This is a genomic window from Mesorhizobium sp. 2RAF45 (assembly GCF_052115225.1).
Lineage (GTDB): Bacteria > Pseudomonadota > Alphaproteobacteria > Rhizobiales > Rhizobiaceae > Mesorhizobium > Mesorhizobium jarvisii.
The window spans coordinates 249,862-266,805 of sequence record NZ_JBFRGG010000005.1; the positions used below are offsets into that span (position 1 = coordinate 249,862).

The 16,944-nt window shown below is 63.1% G+C and carries 17 protein-coding genes; 9 read left to right on the forward strand and 8 right to left on the reverse strand.

Annotated elements, in window-relative coordinates:
• Nucleotides 1-84 precede the first annotated feature (84 nt).
• The gene (locus tag AB4Z43_RS16930) at nt 85-1,041 is read left to right on the forward strand and encodes an ornithine cyclodeaminase family protein (RefSeq protein WP_441938491.1); all 957 of its coding nucleotides are present in this window, start codon (nt 85-87) and stop codon (nt 1,039-1,041) included.
• Here the strand turns inward: AB4Z43_RS16930 and greA are convergent.
• Both greA and AB4Z43_RS16940 read right to left on the reverse strand, forming a co-directional pair.
• A complete protein-coding gene (gene greA, locus AB4Z43_RS16935; protein ID WP_441938493.1) occupies nt 1,038-1,520 on the reverse strand; it encodes a transcription elongation factor GreA in 483 nt (160 codons plus the stop codon). The genes AB4Z43_RS16930 and greA overlap by 4 nt on opposite strands.
• Nucleotides 1,521-1,870: 350 nt before the next feature.
• Nucleotides 1,871-3,313: a LuxR C-terminal-related transcriptional regulator gene (locus AB4Z43_RS16940; RefSeq protein ID WP_441938495.1), complete on the reverse strand. Its 1,443-nt coding sequence runs from the start codon at nt 3,311-3,313 to the stop codon at nt 1,871-1,873.
• Nucleotides 3,314-3,510: 197 nt separating this feature from the next.
• Between AB4Z43_RS16940 and AB4Z43_RS16945 the strand changes: the two genes are divergently transcribed.
• Entirely contained in the window at nt 3,511-3,885 is a 375-nt protein-coding gene (locus AB4Z43_RS16945; RefSeq protein ID WP_441938497.1) for a hypothetical protein, read from the forward strand.
• Between the two features lie 209 nt (nt 3,886-4,094).
• Here AB4Z43_RS16945 and AB4Z43_RS16950 read toward each other — a convergent pair whose 3' ends face one another.
• From AB4Z43_RS16950 to AB4Z43_RS16965, 4 genes are read right to left on the reverse strand one after another with little or no spacing between them, the layout of a single operon-like run.
• Complete coding sequence (locus tag AB4Z43_RS16950; protein ID WP_038648544.1) at nt 4,095-4,340, reverse strand: MoaD/ThiS family protein; 246 nt, start codon at nt 4,338-4,340, stop codon at nt 4,095-4,097.
• Nucleotides 4,341-4,342: 2 nt separating this feature from the next.
• Complete coding sequence (locus tag AB4Z43_RS16955) at nt 4,343-6,607, reverse strand: xanthine dehydrogenase family protein molybdopterin-binding subunit (protein ID WP_441938499.1); 2,265 nt, start codon at nt 6,605-6,607, stop codon at nt 4,343-4,345.
• Nucleotides 6,608-6,609: 2 nt separating this feature from the next.
• The gene (locus tag AB4Z43_RS16960) at nt 6,610-7,086 is read right to left on the reverse strand and encodes a (2Fe-2S)-binding protein (RefSeq protein ID WP_064985961.1); all 477 of its coding nucleotides are present in this window, start codon (nt 7,084-7,086) and stop codon (nt 6,610-6,612) included.
• Entirely contained in the window at nt 7,086-7,946 is an 861-nt protein-coding gene (locus tag AB4Z43_RS16965) for an FAD binding domain-containing protein (RefSeq protein ID WP_441938501.1), read from the reverse strand. Before AB4Z43_RS16965 ends, AB4Z43_RS16960 begins: the two co-directional genes overlap by 1 nt.
• A gap of 247 nt (nt 7,947-8,193) precedes the next feature.
• Here AB4Z43_RS16965 and AB4Z43_RS16970 point away from each other — a divergent pair, with 247 nt between their 5' ends.
• The 3 genes from AB4Z43_RS16970 to AB4Z43_RS16980 all read left to right on the forward strand — a co-directional run bounded on the left by AB4Z43_RS16970 (nt 8,194) and on the right by AB4Z43_RS16980 (nt 10,413).
• Nucleotides 8,194-8,637, forward strand: a complete 444-nt coding sequence (locus AB4Z43_RS16970; RefSeq protein ID WP_441938503.1) for an SRPBCC family protein — start codon at nt 8,194-8,196, stop codon at nt 8,635-8,637.
• Nucleotides 8,638-8,760: 123 nt separating this feature from the next.
• Nucleotides 8,761-9,216: a hypothetical protein gene (locus AB4Z43_RS16975; RefSeq protein ID WP_202362042.1), complete on the forward strand. Its 456-nt coding sequence runs from the start codon at nt 8,761-8,763 to the stop codon at nt 9,214-9,216.
• A 48-nt stretch (nt 9,217-9,264) separates the two neighbouring features.
• Nucleotides 9,265-10,413, forward strand: coding sequence for an amidohydrolase (locus tag AB4Z43_RS16980; protein WP_202362041.1), 1,149 nt, complete (start codon nt 9,265-9,267; stop codon nt 10,411-10,413).
• A gap of 15 nt (nt 10,414-10,428) precedes the next feature.
• On the opposite strand, the gene AB4Z43_RS16985 is transcribed toward AB4Z43_RS16980, so the two are convergent.
• On the reverse strand, nt 10,429-12,429 hold the full coding sequence (locus AB4Z43_RS16985) for a putative bifunctional diguanylate cyclase/phosphodiesterase (RefSeq protein ID WP_202362040.1): 2,001 nt from the start codon (nt 12,427-12,429) through the stop codon (nt 10,429-10,431).
• 282 nt (nt 12,430-12,711) lie between these two features.
• On the opposite strand from AB4Z43_RS16985, the gene AB4Z43_RS16990 reads away from it, so the two are divergent.
• On the forward strand, nt 12,712-13,746 hold the full coding sequence (locus tag AB4Z43_RS16990) for a class I SAM-dependent methyltransferase (protein ID WP_019859708.1): 1,035 nt from the start codon (nt 12,712-12,714) through the stop codon (nt 13,744-13,746).
• Between the two features lie 143 nt (nt 13,747-13,889).
• Here AB4Z43_RS16990 and AB4Z43_RS16995 read toward each other — a convergent pair whose 3' ends face one another.
• On the reverse strand, nt 13,890-14,900 hold the full coding sequence (locus AB4Z43_RS16995) for a sigma-70 family RNA polymerase sigma factor (protein ID WP_441938506.1): 1,011 nt from the start codon (nt 14,898-14,900) through the stop codon (nt 13,890-13,892).
• Nucleotides 14,901-15,034: 134 nt separating this feature from the next.
• On the opposite strand from AB4Z43_RS16995, the gene AB4Z43_RS17000 reads away from it, so the two are divergent.
• The 3 genes from AB4Z43_RS17000 to AB4Z43_RS17010 all read left to right on the forward strand — a co-directional run bounded on the left by AB4Z43_RS17000 (nt 15,035) and on the right by AB4Z43_RS17010 (nt 16,944).
• Nucleotides 15,035-15,625: a dihydrofolate reductase family protein gene (locus tag AB4Z43_RS17000; RefSeq protein WP_019859711.1), complete on the forward strand. Its 591-nt coding sequence runs from the start codon at nt 15,035-15,037 to the stop codon at nt 15,623-15,625.
• 281 nt (nt 15,626-15,906) lie between these two features.
• The gene (locus AB4Z43_RS17005; protein ID WP_441938509.1) at nt 15,907-16,719 is read left to right on the forward strand and encodes a PfkB family carbohydrate kinase; all 813 of its coding nucleotides are present in this window, start codon (nt 15,907-15,909) and stop codon (nt 16,717-16,719) included.
• 99 nt (nt 16,720-16,818) lie between these two features.
• Nucleotides 16,819-16,944: a hypothetical protein gene (locus AB4Z43_RS17010; protein ID WP_441938511.1), complete on the forward strand. Its 126-nt coding sequence runs from the start codon at nt 16,819-16,821 to the stop codon at nt 16,942-16,944.

A 16,944-nucleotide genomic window follows, 5' to 3' on the forward strand; every position in this document is an offset into this window, starting at 1 on the left:
GTGCCGCAACACCGCTCGCGGCGCGAGGCTTTCGGCCCCGCGCACATCGTGTAGTCTGACGGTCTCCTCGGGGGACATGACACGATGAACACAGCCGAAACCCTGCCCTATCTGTCGTCGGCGGTTCTCGATCGCCTGGCGATCTCCACGCCTGAAATCGTCGACGAGATCGAACGCCAGATCGTCGGCCAGCGGCGGGGCGAAGTCTGGTGCGCGCCGAAGGCCGCCGTGTGGCCGGGCGACGACCGCTACTTCATGGCCACGCTCGGCGTCGCCACCGTGCCGCCGGTTCTGGCCACCAAGTCGCTGGTGGTGAACCCGCGCAACGCCGCGCGCGGACTGGCCACGATCAACTCGCTGATCACCCTGCTCGACGCCGAGACGGGCCTGCCGCTGGCCCTGGTCGACGGCAATTGGGTGACGGCCAAGCGCACGGCGGGCCTCAGCGCCGTCGCCGCCAGGCGCATGGCAAGGCACGATGCGTCGTCCATCGCCTTCATCGGCTGCGGGGTGCAAGCGCGCGGCCACCTCGAAGCGTTCGCCGACCTCTTTCCGCTGCGCGAAATCCGCGCCTTCGGCCGCGGCAAAAGCAATCGCGACGCGCTTTGCGAAATGGCGCGGTCGCGGGGCCTGGAAGCAATCCCCTGCGACACGGCAAGGGCCGCGGTGGAGGGCGCCGACATGGTGGTGTCGACGGTGACCCTGGTGCCCGAACCCGAACCGTTCCTCGACGCCAACTGGCTGAAACCGGGAAGCTTCACCGCCATCACCGACCTCGCTTTGCCCTGGCTGCCGGCAACGATGCGCCGCCTCGACCGCATCGTCGTCGACGATCTGGAGCAGGAGAAGCAGATGCCCAAACCCATGGTCGACGCAGCGCTCGTCGCCGGCGACCTGACGGGCCTGGTCTGCGGCGACTTTGCGGGGCGGGAGGGACCGGGCGAGGCCACGGCGTTCGTGTTCCGGGGGATGGCCGTGGGGGATTTGGCGGTGGCGGGGCTGGCGTTTATGCGGGCGCAGGCGGCGGGGGTGGTCTGCTAGGAAATGGATAGGATCTCGAGTTCGCGCTGCCCGAGCTGGGCAACATCGCCAACGCTTTTGCCGATCAGCGCGATCGCGACCGGCGAACCATGCGAGATGGAAGCTTGCGCCGGGTTGGCCTCATCCTCACCGACGATGCGGAAGGTCTGGGTGCGGCCATCATCGCGCGCGAAGGTAACGGTGTGCCCGAAGGTGATCACGTCATGAGACGTCGGCACCGGCATGAGCTGAGCCGTACGCACGCGTTCGGCATAATAGGTGACATCGCGAACCGGAACCGCCGACTGCCGCCGCCTCTCATTGGCATCCTCCAGCGCGCTGGCCGCCTCCAGCACCTGCCGGGCGCGAGCCAATTCATCATGCAGCATCTTGAGACCCGCCTCGGTGACGAGGTTAATCCGATCGGAAATAGGGCGAGCCGGCAGGATGGTTTCGGACGCCGCCTCCGCACTTTCCTCCTTGGCAAAGGCTACGCTCAATGGGGAGTAACTCCGTGTGGGATGGTGATGGCTACGGATAGACCATGGGCGAAGATAAAGCTTCAACATTCGACGGCGGGCTTTGGGGGAATGTCCACCAAGGGTCGAGTTTCCCTCCCGTGCCTCCAATGCAGGAGCCGGATGGCCCTCTTGCCGCCAAAAGCTGCCGGACGGCAATGCGCCTCAAGTCGGTCTTAAAGGTGAACTCGTCTCCGCCCAGAAGCAGACGTCGTGGATGGCCATGCTGTCGGTAGTAGCCGCGCCATCAGCGGACATTCGACTTGAGGCAACAAATGTTGGATCTAGGCCCGAGCGAGCTATCACGCGTCCAGTGTTGACCAGGAATGAAGCTACGCCAAACCAGCGCGACGGGCGCCTTCTCTGATCGCAGCAATGGCGACAGGATTGGTAACCGGATAGGTGCTGATGAACACCTCAGCCGTGAAGGTCGGGAATTCGTCCTTTAATCGCGCATTGATCCTGGCGACCTGACGCGTTTCATTGAGCATTGCATGAGCCATTGCCAGAAATAGAAGTGTGGCGGGTGAGTCTGGCGCAGATTGACGTAACGCGACCAGCGATTCCCGGTGAAGGCCAAGAACGTAGCTGCATCGCGCAAGCATTCCATAATACCAGGGAACATAAGGATTTAGCCGGACCGCTCGCTTGGCCAATTCGTAGCCCCGCTTCGGATCGCTTCCAACAAGAGCAAGGCTACCTGCAAGAAAGGCAAGTGAGTCAGCGTCATTCGGAGCCGCCGCCAACACTCGGTCATGCTCTTCGACGGCAGCTTCGATATCGCCCTGCAATGCGCGAAGATCAGCAAGCATTATGCGGGCGTAGATATCGGCCGGATCGAGCGCCAGCGCTTGCTTGACACATTTGCTCCAGCTCTCGATCGAGCCGGAAACGTCGTCGGTAAACCCGTTGATGGCGTCCACAGCATGCGCAAGTGCCAACGCGGTCCAGGCTCTTGCAAGACCCGGATCGAGTTCGATTGCGCGCGCCAGCAGTCGTATCGCCTCCTTGTTCGACTCACGGGTGAAAAGGTGTTTCTGCTCGAGCCCAAGCAGGTAGCAATCATAAGCCTGCAAACTTGCTGGTGGCTTCCGCCGAGCCGCATCGCGTCGCAGATTTGCGAGCTGACCGTGACAAGTTGCAAGGACATTGATGACGTTCTCGGTCACGCTGTCCAGCATCGCAAACAGGTTGTTCGCGGACCGATCGTAACGCACGGTCCAGACATCGACCCCTGTGTGGGCGTCGACGAGTTGGACGCGGATGCGCACCATCTGCCCGTCCACTTGAAAACTTCCCTCGATCACATAGTCCGCATTCAACTCTCGTCCGAGGTCTCGCACGTCAACATGCCTTCCCTTGTAGGAAAGCATTGTCTGACAGGCGATCACCGCAAGGTCGCGGTAACGGGCGAGATCAACTATGAGGTCCGCCGACAAACCATCGGCGATACGGGTCCAGCGTTCTTCTCCACTTAGATTGTCGAACGGGAGAACCCCGACGACTGGTGGGCCTGACTCGTCAGTCGAAAGGCTTCCGGGTAGTGCCTGGCTGAGGTCCTGCTGGCGGTGATCGGCAAGGAACGCAGCAAGCGTCACTTTGCTGCGAACATCGAGCTTCCGATAAACGGCCGAGAGATGGGTCCGGACCGTGGTCGGCGCTATGAACAGCGTTTCACCGATTTCGCGATAGGTCATTCCCTCCGCGAACTTTGCCGCGACCACCAACTCCCGATCCGACAAGCCGGCGAGAGGATTGCCTACGGCGCGAAGCATCGTTCCAATTTCCTTCCGCTGCCGACCTGCGGCCAGAACCCGATGACCTTACGTCAGGGTGAAAATACTACAGATGCGACATCGAAAATACTGCATTTGCACGATTCCATCCGACGGGTCAGCATCCTAGCCTCCGCAGGTCGGCAGGATGAGGTCGCTTGGCAGGCCTTGGTCGATTTCAGAACACGGAGTCCTCCATGACAAAGTTGTCTGTCTTGACCGCAGTACTGGTGCTGTCGGTGTCGGCGAGGCCATGCTTGTCCGAAGGCACCCAAACTAACGGCAAACTGATCTCCGAAGAAGCGGTGAAAGCTGCTAGCGCTGAACTGTATTCCGACATCCTCGTGCGAGCATGCAGGAACGGATGGCGGTATCCGCGCAGCTATATCGAAATCGGATTCAGCCGCCACCTGGCGGAGCTGAAACTGCAGCTTGTCGATCAGGGTTACACTGTCGTACCCGACATGACCACGAATGATCCGCAGGTCTACGGAACGATATCGGGGGCCAAACGCCGTCTGGTTGGCTCGCGCCAATTCAGCTGTTCCCACCCATATTGGCGCGATGAATGACCTTCCCACCCGACGATATGGAATCCGAAAGGCTGGTTTCAGTCCGTAGACCGTCATGGAGCGAACGTCCGAATCCGGTCAGATCCTGACGATGCCCACGCCGCCCATTAATGTCCGCTCACGAAAATTCGCAGCCTGAAGCTGCCAGTCTGCTAGCGGCCCCTGACAAGACGTTCAAATGCCAAGCGATGTCAGCGAGCCGCGCCCCCTCACCCCCCAGCCAACCTCGGCAGCAAAAAAATCTCCGCCCCCGGCGGCAGCTTCTTCGACCACGTATCGCGATAGATCGTCCCATCGATCGCCACCGCAATGCCGCGATCGATCCACGGTTCAAACCCGGGATACTGTTCAGCCAGTTTCCTGAACAGTTCCCTGATGTCCTTGGCCTCGACCTCGACCTTGCTCTTGCCGCCGGCGAGCTGGCCGAGCGCGCCCCAGAGGGTGACTTCGACCAGATTTAACCTCCCCGTTCCGCCTCGATGGCCGCCAGGATGCGTGGCGGCGACATCGGGATGTGGGTCATGCGCACGCCGGCGGCGTTCGACACCGCGTTGGCGATCGCCGCCAGCGGCGGCACGATCGAGGTTTCGCCGACGCCGCGCACGCCATAGGGGTGGTTGGGGTTGGGGATTTCCAGGATCTGCGTGTCGATCATCGGCAGGTCGGAGCACACCGGGATGCGGTAGTCGAGGAAGCCGGCGTTCTGCAGCCTTCCGTCCTTGCCGTAAATATACTCCTCGTTGAGCGCCCAGCCGATGCCTTGCGCGGCACCGCCCTGGTACTGGCCCTCGACATAGGTCGGGTGCACCGCCTTGCCGGCATCCTGCACCACCGTGTAGCGGATCACCCGGGTCGAGCCGGTCTCGGGGTCGACCTCGATGTCGCATATATGGGTGGCGAAGGAGACGCCGGCGCCGTCGGCGACGAGCTCGCTGTGGCCGGCGATCGGCCCGCCGGTCTTGCCGGATTCGGCCGCGATCTCCTTCAGCGACAGCTTGCCGAGATTGCCGTGCTTCTCGCCCTTGGCGACAGCGTGGCCCTGTTCCCAGACCACGTCGTCGACGGAAATGTCCCACATCTGCGCGGCACGCTCGCGCAGGATTTTTATCGCGTTGCGGGCGGCCGAGATGGTCGCCATGGAGGACGAGAAGGTGCCGCGGCTGCCGTCGGTCATGTCGTTGTAACCGAGCGAAGACGTGTCGGCGACCACCGCCTTGAGCTGGGCATAGTCGATGCCGAGCTCCTCCGCCGCCACCAGCGACAGCGACGCGCGCGAGCCGCCCACGTCCACCGTGCCGACGGCGAGCGACACCGAGCCGTCCATGCCGATGTTGAGGTCCACGCAGGTCTGGCCGCCGAAATTGAACCAGAAGCCGCAGGCCATGCCCCTGCCCTGGTTCTTCTTGAGCGGCGCCTTCATGTGCGGATGGTGCTTCACCGCTTCCAGCGTCGGGCCGATGCCGATCGGGCCGTAGACCGGGCCGTAGGACGAGCGCGTGCCTTCCTGCGCGGCGTTCTTGATGCGGAAGTCGACCGGATCCATGCCGAGCTCCTTGGCGAGCTCGTCGACCGCGCTTTCCACCGCGAAGGCCGCCATGGGTGCGGAGGGCGCACGATAGGCCGCGGTCTTGGGCCGGTTGACCAGCACTTCGTAGCCCACCGTCTTGACGCTATCGAGCTTGTAGCAGGCGAACGCCGTCATGGCGCCGATCTCGGCCCAGGAGCCGGCATAGGGGCCGGCGCTGTAGCGCAGCGTCGCTTCGGCGGCGGTGATGGTGCCGTCCTTGCGGGCGCCGATCTTGACGTCGATCGAGGTGGCGCTGGTCGGACCCGAGGCGCGAAAGACCTCGTCGCGGGTCATGACAAGCTTCACCGGCCGGCCTGCCTTGCGCGACAGGGCAAGCGCCACCGGCTCGGCCCAGACATGGGTCTTGCCGCCGAAGCCGCCGCCGATCTCGGAGGAGGTGACGCGCAGCTTCGAGGCTTCCATGCCGAGCAGCTGGGCGCAATGCTGGCGATAGACGAAATGGCCCTGCGTGCAGACCCAGAGGTCGGCGGTGCCGTCGGACGAGACGCTCGCCACGCAGGCATGCGGCTCGATATAGCCCTGGTGCGTCTGCTCGGTCTTGAAGGAGCGCTCGACGATGAAATCGGCATGGCCGAAACCCTGATGGACGTCGCCGTGGCCGAACTGGCTGCGCTTGGTGACGTTGGAGGGCTTTACCGGCTTTTCCTCCAGCCCCTCGGTGAAGATCGTGTCGTTGATCAGCGGCGCATGATGCTGCATCGCCTCGTCGACATCGGTGACATGCGGCAGGATCTCGTACTCGACCTCGATCAGCTTCAGCGCCTGCCTTGCCGTGCGGGCATCTATCGCCGCGACGGCGGCCACCGCATGGCCGTCATAGAGCGCCTTGGTGCGCGCCATGCAGTTGTCGAGGATGTCGTACATGGCGGCATCGCCATCGGTGAGGTCGGGCAGGTCTTTCGCCGTGATCACCGCCTTCACGCCGTTCAGCTTTTCCGCCTTCGAAATGTCGATCTTGAGGATTTTCGCATGCGCATGCGGGCTGCGCAGCACGCGCCCGACCAGCTGGCCGGCCATGTTGAAGTCGGCGCCATAGCGGGCGCGGCCCGTCACCTTGTCGACGCCGTCGGGGCGGATGGGGCGCGTGCCGACGGATGCGAATTTACGCCCGGAAAAACGCGGATCGAAATTCATCTTCAGGCTCCCTTCATCACAATTGCGGCGTCCTGGACGGCGCGCACGATCTTGTCATAGCCGGTGCAGCGGCAGAGGTTCCCGGCGAGACCGAAGCGGATTTCCTCCTCGGTCGGGTCGGGGTTTTTCGCCAGCAGATCCTTCGCCGCGATCAAAAAACCAGGCGTGCAGATGCCGCATTGCAGCGCCGCGTGCTCGAGGAATTTCTGCTGCAGCGTATGCAGCTGGTCGCCATGCGCCATGCCTTCGACGGTCTCGATGCGCCGGCCTTCGGCCTCGGCGCCAAGCACCAGGCATGAGCAGACCAGCCGGTCGTCGAGGATGACGCTGCAGGCGCCGCAATCGCCGGTGCCGCAGCCTTCCTTGGCGCCGGTCAGGCCGAGCCGGTCGCGCAGCACGTCGAGCAGCGTCTCGTCAGGCTGGCAGAGATATTCGATATTGTCGCCGTTGATTGTCGTCGAGACTGCAATGCCAGCCATTATTTGCCTCCTGCACGTGCGTAGGCGGTCGTTGCGGCACGTCTGGCCAGCACACCCGCGACTTTCCGTCTGAATTCGATGGTACCGCGCTTGTCGTCGATGGGGCGGCAGGCGCCGGCGCAGACTTTGGCCAGCCGCTCCAGCGCTGCCTCGTCCAGCTTCCTGCCGATGAGCGCCTCGGCGGCCTCTTCGACCAGCAGCACCGTCGGTGCCGCCGCGCCCAGCGCCACGCGGGCGGCTGTGACGACGCCATGCTCGTCGATCGTCAGGTTCACCCCGGCGCTGACCACGGCGATGTCCATCTCGGTGCGCGGAATGAAGCGCAGATAGGCATCGCCCGAGCGCGGCGAGCGCTTGTCGAGCAGGATCGCCTCGATGATCTCGCCCTTGGCGAGCGAGGTCTTGCCCGGCGCGGTCGGCACGGCCTCAACGGCAATGGTGCGCTTGCCCGAGGGTCCGGCGATCACCGCCTTGGCGCCCGCGGCCACCAATGCCGGCACGCTGTCCGCCGCCGGCGAGGCGTTGCACAGATTGCCGGTGATGGTGCAGCGACCCTGCACCTGCTTCGAGCCGATCAGCTTGGCCGCCTCGACGACGCCCGGCCATGATTTCTTCAGGGCGGCATTCTCGCCCAGCACGGCGCAGGGAACGGCAGCACCGATGCTGAAGCCGTCGGCGGTTTCGCGGATGTCGCTCAAGCCGGCGATCGACTTGATGTCGACGATCAGGTCGGGCTCGACGAAGCCCCCCTTCATCCTCACCAGGAGGTCGCTGCCTCCGGCCAGAATGGCTGCCGTGCCAGCCGATCCGGCCAATTGGCCGACGGCATCTTCGATTGAAAGCGGACGTATGTAGCGCATCGTCTCCCCTTGGATATCGCGATTTCAGCGACCGTTATAAACACTCTCCTCATAATGGCTATCGGGTTCGTCGTTTGCGACGATTGGTCCAGCCACCGTAAAATCGAGTCCCAAATCGACCTGTTTTGCCCTACGCCTTCGTGACAGGCCCGTGGCCGGGTTCTCGAAAAATTTGCGAGCCCGTGTCGGATCGGTCAAGCCCCGTTCGTCCTTGGGACATCGAACTGGCATCATGAAAGGACACGATATGCCCGGTACCGTACGTTTGCACCGCGTTCTCACCACCAACCCGCAAAAGGTCTATCGCGCCTTCGTCGAAGCCGACGCGCTGGCGAAATGGCTTCCGCCGAACGGCTTCACCTGCACGGTCGATCATCTCGAGGCCAAGGTCGGCGGCACGTTCAAGATGTCGTTCCGCAACTTCACCACGGGCGGCAGCCATGCCTTCGGCGGCGAATATCTCGAACTCGTCCCGGGCGAGCGCCTGCGCTACACCGACAGGTTCGACGATCCCAATTTGCCCGGCGAGATCCAGGTGACGGTGATCCTGAAAAAAGTCTCGGTCGGCACCGAGATCGACATCACCCAGGCCGGCATTCCCGACGTCATCCCGGTCGAGGCCTGCTATCTCGGCTGGCAGGAGTCGCTGCGGAACCTGGCAAAGCTGGTCGAGCCGGAGATCAATCAGTAAGGCCAGTCCAGAAACTGCGTAGCGCCGCCGCCGATGACATGCCCATCGGCGGCGGTTGTGCGTTGAGGCCTTGACCGTGCGATCGCGTGCGTGAAATCCTCCCGGCCAAAGGGAGGATTTTTCATGCGACGTCTTCTGCTCGTGCTTCCCGCCCTGCTGCTGGCCACCTCTGCCGAAGCCAGGACCATCTACTACGGCAACAAGGTGGGAATGGAACTCACCATCGTCAAAAGGTCGGGCATCGGCTCCGAGCAGGCCAGCATCCTGGCCAAGCACAACAGGCAGAAGGCCGGCGTCTACTGCCGCGAATATGGCCACGATTTCTCCAAGGAGTGCATTGACGCGGAAATGAAGTCGCCGCTGCACTTCGAAATCACGGCCAACTGCAAGACCGGTAAATTCACCACCTTCTATGGCGCCAACATGCTGTTCCAGGGCCGCAACAAGGGCAGTGAGGTGACCACGGATTACCTGATCACATCGATCGATGACAATGTGGTGCTCGATGGCTCCGGCGCCTCGTCATACGATGTGACGCTGGACCAGTTCAAAGCGCTCTGCCCCAATCGCGTGCGCTAGCGGCGTTTGCGACACTGTGCCGATCGGAACAAACGGAGGCGCAAACGCATGACCCTGACCAACCGGGATATCGTCGAGCTGACCGAATGGCGGCGCAAGCTGCACCGGCAGCCGGAAATCTCCAATGAGGAGGAAAAGACGGCGAAGGAAGTCGTCTCCTTCCTCGCCGACACCGGGCCGGACAAGGTCCTGACCGGCCTCGGCGGGCATGGCGTGGCGGCCGTCTACGACAGCGGCAAGGCCGGGCCGACCGTGCTGTTCCGCTCCGAACTCGACGCACTGCCGATCGAGGAACTTTCCGGCGTGCCGCATGCCTCGCAAGTGCCGGGGAAGTCGCATATGTGCGGCCATGACGGGCACACCGCGATCCTGGCCGCCCTTGGCCGCCAGCTCGGGCGCGAGCGCCCGGCCAGCGGCCGCGTCGTGCTGATGTTCCAGCCGGCGGAAGAGACCGGCAATGGTGCTGCCGGCGTCGTCGCCGATCCGCGCTATGGCGAGATCGCGCCGGATTTCGCCTTCTCGCTGCACAATCTGCCCGGCGTGCCGTTCGGCGAGGTGCGGCTCAAGCCCGGCGTGGTCAACTGCGCCTCGCGCGGCATGCGCATCGTGCTCGAGGGCAAGACCGCGCATTCCTCCATGCCCGAGACCGGCATTTCGCCGATGCCGGCGATCTCGGAACTGATGCCGGCGCTGCCCGCGCTCGGCCGCGCCACCTTCGCCGACGACGATTTTTCCATGGTCACCGTCACCCATGCCGCGATGGGCGAAGCCGTGTTCGGCATCGCGCCCGCACATGCCGAGGTGTGGGCGACGCTGCGCACCCGCCGCGACGAGCGCATGGCGGATCTGTGCGCCGCGGCGCAAGCGCTGGTCACCGAGATCGCGGCCCGCCATAGCCTCTCCGCACGCTGGGATTATCACGAAATCTTCGTCGCCAGCGTCAACGCCCCGGACGCGGTGGAGCACCTGCAACGCGCGCTCGATGAGGAAGGCGTCGTGCACGGGCAGGAAGCCCTGCCGATGCGCGCCTCGGAGGATTTCGGCCTGTTCGGCCATAGCGCGAGATCGGCGATGTTCTTCCTCGGTGCCGGCGAACGGCACCCTTCCCTGCACAATCCCGACTATGATTTTCCCGACGACCTGATCCCGATCGGCTCGAGGATCTTCATGCGCACGGCGCGCAATCTGCTGGGGTGAGTTCGCCCGCCTCTGTTATGCGGACCTGAGGAACGGACGCTTCTGGACGCCCCGCCTTGCCTGGAAGCTCGCGGCAGGAACCGGACGGCCAACGCGAAAACCCTGGATCCTGTCGATGCCGAACTCGCGCATCAGCGCGATCTGCTCGTCGGTTTCCACGCCTTCGACCAGGATCTGGTGGCCGCGATTGCGCACCAGCGCGATGATGTCCTGCAGCATGGCCATGCCTTTCGGCGTGCCGCAATCGTGCAGGAACGAGCGGTCGATCTTCACCGTGTCGAAATCGATCAGACGCAGCCACGAAAGGCCGGCGAAGCCGGTGCCGAAATCGTCGAGCCAGATCTTGATGCCAAGCAGCTTCAAGTCGCTGATGCAGCGCAGGATGTCCGAGTGCATCTCCATCTCGAGACCTTCGGTGATCTCGAAGGCCAGCCTGTTGCCGGTCACGCCCGTCTCGCCCAGAATGGTCGCGACGGACGCGGCGAAGCCAGGCGTCTTGAGCTGGATCGGCGAGACGTTGACACTGACGAGAGGGACGTGATCGTCCGCCAGCAGCTCGGTGCACACCGTCCGTATTGCCCAGCGGCCGAGTTCCAGGATCGCGCCGGTGCGTTCCGCCACGGGAATGAACAGGCTCGGTGGAACCAGGGTTCCGTCCAGCATCTTGAGACGCATCAGCGCCTCCACCGCTTCGACGCGGCCCGACACGACATCCTGGATGGGCTGGTAGACGAGTGAAACGAGGCCCTGGCCGATCGCGATCTTCAGCAGCGCCGCGAGGTTCTCGCTCTCGTCGCTGCTCTGCGGATCGGTCGGGTCGAACAGCCTGGCACAATTGCGGCCGCTGGCCTTTGCCAGATAGAGCGCGCGATCCGCCTCGTGGATGATCTTCTCCAGCTTGGCGCCGGCCTGCGTCCTGGTGAACGCAGCACCCACGCTCGCCGTCACGATCGAAATACCGTCGCGCCGCAACTCATGGGTGATCGCCAGGGTCTCCACCGTGCGGCAAATGGCTTCCGCCAGTTCCGCGACCTGATCCTTCTTGTCCATGCGGGCCAGCACGATGAATTCCTCGCCGCCATAGCGCCCGATCGAGCCATTGTAGTCCCTGATCAGGTCGCTCAGCGCGTTGGCGACATGGATCAGGCAGCGGTCGCCTTCCTGGTGGCCGTAGCAGTCGTTGAACTTCTTGAAGAAGTCGACGTCGATGAGGATGGCCGCGAAGCCGTTGCCAAGCTTCTGCCAGTCGCTCCAGTAATCGCGCAGCTTCTCGTCGATGGCGCGCCGGTTTTCCAGGCCGGTGAGCGGATCCGTCCGCGACAGTCTGAGCAGGGCCTTGCCGCGTTCGGTGGCCTCCTTGTGCTGGATCTTGGCTTCCAGCGCGTTCAGGAAGACGTTGTAGCGCTCTTCATTCAGCTTCCAGTTCACATAGGAGGTGAAGGTGAAGCACGAAACATAGAACGTCCCGAACACCATCTTGTATGACAGCGAGGCGGGCAGGAAATAGTTCACCACGTACAGGATGCACAATATGATCGTCGACGTTATGATCGACACTTTGAAGCTGAACGTGAAAAATAGATTGGCACTCATCATGAAAATGGTGCCGAACACCATGTAGTAGGCAACGGTTTCCTTGTTGGCGCCCAGGGATGCCGGGAACAACCAGCCGACATAGCCGAAGATGATCGCCGCGGCGCAGGTCACGTCGAGCCACTCCGTCGCCACGCCCCGGCGAAGCTGTGCTTCCAGGGTCAGCAGAGCGGCCAATCCGACCGCGAAGCGCGCCGTGATCGTGTAGGCCGCCACGTCAGGTATCAGCAGCAGGTCCGATACCGAAAACAGCACGTAGATGACGACGGCGATCCAGAGCCCAGGCCTGGCGTCTTTCCGTCGCTTCGCCAGGGCTTCGGCGCGGTAAAGGATGCGCAGTTCCGCCGCCCCCAGTTCCTGGCGCGGATCATACGGCTCCACATCAACCGTATCGGCCGATCTGGACGACGCGCGTTCGCTCACAAATCCCAGTGTTGGGGGATTTTGCGCTCCGAACTCTTTTCCAGCTTCTGCCCCCACGCAGGACGACTCCTTGGGACGCGACACGATTGCCACGCGGTAAAATGCGATGGCGCCAGACAAGTTTGCGTTAACTCGAACCCAGAATCTTATCTGCAAGATCGCTAATAAATTGAGATGGTTAGCGGGAAATTAATCATAACAATAAAATGCGTCCGAAGCGCCGTTGGCAAATGGAGCATTCTACGCAATAAGTTAACTGACTGTTAACCAAGGAGTCCTGGTGTGCAAACCGTGTTTGATGGCCAAAGCCTGATTACCGCAGAAATCATCGCCGACAGTCTGCGCCGAGGTAAGCTCGAGCATCATGGCGAAGAGTTCGAAACCGCCCGCGCGGAACTGGCACTGATCCTCCACGCCACACAGCAGCAGATCGAGCAGCAAAAGTATCCCGCCGAGATCGTTCGCCGGCTGTTGTCGATGCTCAGCGGGTTGCGGGCCAAGGTGCATTCGGACGTCTGGCAGGCCTTGATACCGGTGGCGCAGAACCACCCGATCCTGGAGTATTTTCTGCAGGATCCGCTGACGCACTGGTCGTTCACCAAGCCCAGGGGCTATTCCGGCGACGCGCAGCTGCTCGACTACATCTATTGCGACCCGCACGTGGCCGAGAGCGTGGCCAGCGCCTCGGAGATCGGCAAGGCGCTTTACAGCCATACCCAGAACGTTCCGTCATGCGTGGCGGCACGCGAACGGCGTAATCTCCTGACCCGCTATGTCGACGAGACGGCGGCCAAGAACGGACCCGAAACCGAGGTGCTCGCCATCGCCGCCGGCCATCTGCGCGAAGCCAACCGCTCCGTCGCCTTGGCCGAGGGCGGTCTCAAGCGCTGGGTCGCGCTCGACCAGGACCCGCAAAGCGTCGGGCTGATCGCACGCGACTTCCAAGGCACCGCGGTCGAAGCCATCGACGGCTCGGTGCGGACCGTGCTGACGCGGGGCCACAAGCTCGGCAAGTTCGATCTCATCTACGCCTCGGGCCTCTACGACTACCTCCAGCACAATGTCGCCGTGAAACTCACCAAGACCTGCCTGCAGATGCTGAAGCCGAACGGCACATTCCTGTTCGCCAACTACGCCGAGGGCACCCCTGACGCCGGCTACCGGGAAACCTTCATGGACTGGGTGCTGCTGCTGCGCTCGGAGGTCGACATGTGGAACATCGTCAACGCCAGCGTCGACCGCAACGCGGTGGAGGCCAAGGTGTTCTTCGGCGAGAACCGCAACGTCCTGTATGCGGTGATTGAGAAGCGCGGGTAAGCAGGCGGCGTGGGCATCTGGGAACGCCTGCGTGACTTGTCGGCTGTATTCGGCTGAGAGGTGACTTTGTCCCCTGGCCGTTTCGCGCCTTCCAGCGGCTATAGGAAAACCCTGAGCGGTTCTGCGGTCAGGCCGAAGGCGATCTACTGTGCACCCGGGAGGGATTGCGGCAGGCCGAATTTGGGCAGGATCGTCTTTTCGAAGGCGGTCATGGCGCAGACTCGGTCGCCGGCGAGAGCCAGCACGAAGAGGCCTGAACCGTGGATACCTGTGGGGGTATGCCGGTAGACGCCGAATGCCGGCTGACAATTGGCGCGCGTCGGCACCAGTTCGTATCTCCGTCCCGAGCCGAAGATGGGCGCGAAGAAGCGGCCCACAGTGTCTCTTCCCTGGTATTCCAGCGGCACCGGCGGCATCGACAGGAAGACGTCGTCGGTCAACAGAGCCACCAACGCATCGATGTCGGCGGATTCGTAGGCGCTGACGAACTTCGCCACGATCGCGTGCTCGCCAGGTGAGTTGCCGGCAGGCGGCGGCTCTCGGTCAGTGGTTACCGGCAGTCGGCGCTGCATTCCCGCACGCGCGCGTTTGAGAGCGCTTTTGACCGATTCAACTGACGTTTCCAGCATGTCGGCGACCTCGTGCGCGTGGAATCCAAGGACATCGCGCAGGATGAGGACGGCGAGCTGGCGAGGCGGCAGGATCTGCAGGGCGGTCACAAAGGCCAGGGAAATGGATTCGGTCTGCTCGTAGCGCGCCTCCGGACCGAGCGGCACGCTGATCGCGCCGTCCAGAAGGGCGTCGGGATAGGGCTCGAGCCAGGGAATTTCGCCGAGTCCAGTGGGTTCGGGCGGTTCGATACCCCGGATATCCCACTGCTTTGCAGGACGTCGGCGAGCGGAACGCAGCACGTCGAGGCAGCGGTTGGTGGCGATGCGGTACAGCCAGGTGCGAAGCGAAGCGCGTCCGTCGAAACGTTCGAGACCTCGCCAGGCAGCGAGCATCGTGTCCTGGAGAGCGTCCTCGGCATCCTGAAACGATCCGAGCATCCGGTAGCAGTGCACCTGCAGCTCGCGACGATGCGGCTCGGTCAGTGCCCGGAATGCCTCGGCGTCGCCGCTCCGCGCTCTCGACATCAGGTCCGTTCTCGCCAACGCCACGCCTCCTTCTGTGCAGTTCCACACTGTATGGACGCCGGCCAGGGCTCAAAAGGGGCGGTCGCGGAGCGCCCCCTTTTGCGATGCCGCGGCGTCTACACCAGCGACAATATCGTCAAAGGAGCACGCAAATGGGAAAGATCGTCATCAGCACAAATGCCACACTCGATGGAGTGGTCCAGGATCCGGACGGCCAGGAAGGCTTCGAGTTGGGCGGCTGGTTCCGCCAGTCCGCGGGGGCCAAGGACCTCGAAGACTGGACCGCCAACGAGACGGAGGAAGTGCTGGGTGCCGAGGCGCTGCTGCTGGGCAGGCGCAGCTTCGAGTGGTTCGCGTCCCGGACGCCCTTTATGGACGTCCGCGTAGGCAGCAAGTGGGCGGCCAGAATGAACGGCATCCCCAAATACGTCGTGTCCTCGACACTCGACCATCCTCAGTGGAGCAACACCACGGTCCTCAATGGCGATGCGGTAAAGGAGATTTCGGCGCTGAAGCGGAAAGTGGACGGGGAAATCCTGGTCTATGCCAGCTATCAGCTGGTGCGCACACTGATAGAACAGAAGCTGGCCGATGAACTGCGGCTGACAGTCTTCCCGGTCGTGCTGGGAACCGGCCAGCGTCTCTTCGACGAGGCCAGCGACAAGCAACCGCTGCAACTGGTCAACACACGAAAGATCGGCGACGGCCTGGTGTCCCAGGCCTACGAATTCGTGCAGGGCTGACGGCTGAAGACGGCGACGAAGTCGCGTTGGTCGGTGTTGAAGCAGTGTCCCCCGTTTTCACGGAATTTGGGGAGACGCTTGGTGGCGGTGCGCGCGGAGAGCGCAAGGCCAGGGCGTGGACGGTGTCTGCGTCCACGCCGACGCCGGAGCGCCTGACAAAGAAGCGCTTGTCGACGGTGACGCCGACCCCGGTCATAGTACGCCAAGAGCATGCCCGCGCGGCCTCATCGCCGATGCACTGGCGCCAGGCCTGGGCGACCGAAGGCCGAAAGCAGGAGACCATGAGCACAGTCATCGTTGTCGGCCACGTCAATCACGACCAGGTCTGGTCGCTGTCATCGCCCCTCGCCTCGGGCTCGCGCATCACCTATTCCGATCGGGTTGTCAGGCTTGGCGGCGGCGGCTTCCACACCGGCACGCAGTTGGCGAAGCTGGGCAACAATGTCCGGCTGATCAGCAATCTGATGGACGACGACCATGGCCGGGAAGCACTCGCCAAATTGCAGGCGAGCGGCATCGACACCGGCTACGTCACCCTATGGCCCGGCGAAACCCGGTTCACTGAAATCCTGCTCGAGCCGAACGGTGAGCGCACCATTTTGAACACCGGCGGCCAGCTGCGTCCTCCCTTCGCCGCGCCGGAGCCTGTCAGGGGCGACGCCGCCTATCTCAACGCCCTGGTGCTCGACGACGGCCTCGTCGCCTCGCTGCGGACGATCCCGCTCGTCATCTCGCAGTTTCCGCTGCGCAGCGCCTCGAACCGCCCGGCCGACATTGTCATCGGATCGCGCGCCGACTTTCCCGGCGAGGACACGCGAGGGATCTGGGAGCGAGCGTCGCTGATTGCCGGGCCTCGCCTGAGGACACTGGTGCTGACCGACGGACTGCGCCCAATCTCGCTTTATGACGGCAAGACACTCAATCACGTCACGCCGCTGAAGCAGGTTTCCGTGCCCGACACGATCGGCGCCGGCGACTGCTTCACCGGGATCTTCCTGCACGGCCTGCTGCACGGGCTGAGTTTGGAGCTTTCCGCCGAACGGGCCAGCCAGCAAACCGCCGAATGGCTGTCGGAACGGGCTTGCACCGGCTGAGGCAGGCACTCCGGGAAACGCCGGCTTTCATGAAAATGTCATAAAAATCAAATGGAAACCGGCATTCGAGTGAACTAGAAAACATGTCCTGGAGAGATCGTGATTGAGGCGTCGGCAAGCCGGTGCATCATCGCCATGATCGGCGTCGTCCATCGCCCCAACGATGTCGCCGACCTTGTCGCCCGCGAAATCCACCTTGAAATCGCTGCCTTGCAAGAGACATGA

Excerpts from the sequence above, each read along its gene's own strand:
- AB4Z43_RS16940 (WP_441938495.1), bottom strand. The coding sequence starts at position 3,313 with ATGCTTCGCGCCGTAGGCAATCCTCTCGCCGGCTTGTCGGATCGGGAG.
- AB4Z43_RS16945 (WP_441938497.1), top strand. The coding sequence starts at position 3,511 with ATGACAAAGTTGTCTGTCTTGACCGCAGTACTGGTGCTGTCGGTGTCG.
- AB4Z43_RS16930 (WP_441938491.1), top strand. The coding sequence starts at position 85 with ATGAACACAGCCGAAACCCTGCCCTATCTGTCGTCGGCGGTTCTCGAT.
- AB4Z43_RS16960 (WP_064985961.1), bottom strand. The coding sequence starts at position 7,086 with ATGGCTGGCATTGCAGTCTCGACGACAATCAACGGCGACAATATCGAA.
- AB4Z43_RS17000 (WP_019859711.1), top strand. The coding sequence starts at position 15,035 with ATGGGAAAGATCGTCATCAGCACAAATGCCACACTCGATGGAGTGGTC.
- AB4Z43_RS16980 (WP_202362041.1), top strand. The coding sequence starts at position 9,265 with ATGACCCTGACCAACCGGGATATCGTCGAGCTGACCGAATGGCGGCGC.
- AB4Z43_RS16970 (WP_441938503.1), top strand. The coding sequence starts at position 8,194 with ATGCCCGGTACCGTACGTTTGCACCGCGTTCTCACCACCAACCCGCAA.
- AB4Z43_RS16975 (WP_202362042.1), top strand. The coding sequence starts at position 8,761 with ATGCGACGTCTTCTGCTCGTGCTTCCCGCCCTGCTGCTGGCCACCTCT.
- AB4Z43_RS17005 (WP_441938509.1), top strand. The coding sequence starts at position 15,907 with ATGAGCACAGTCATCGTTGTCGGCCACGTCAATCACGACCAGGTCTGG.
- AB4Z43_RS16955 (WP_441938499.1), bottom strand. The coding sequence starts at position 6,607 with ATGAATTTCGATCCGCGTTTTTCCGGGCGTAAATTCGCATCCGTCGGC.
- AB4Z43_RS16965 (WP_441938501.1), bottom strand. The coding sequence starts at position 7,946 with ATGCGCTACATACGTCCGCTTTCAATCGAAGATGCCGTCGGCCAATTG.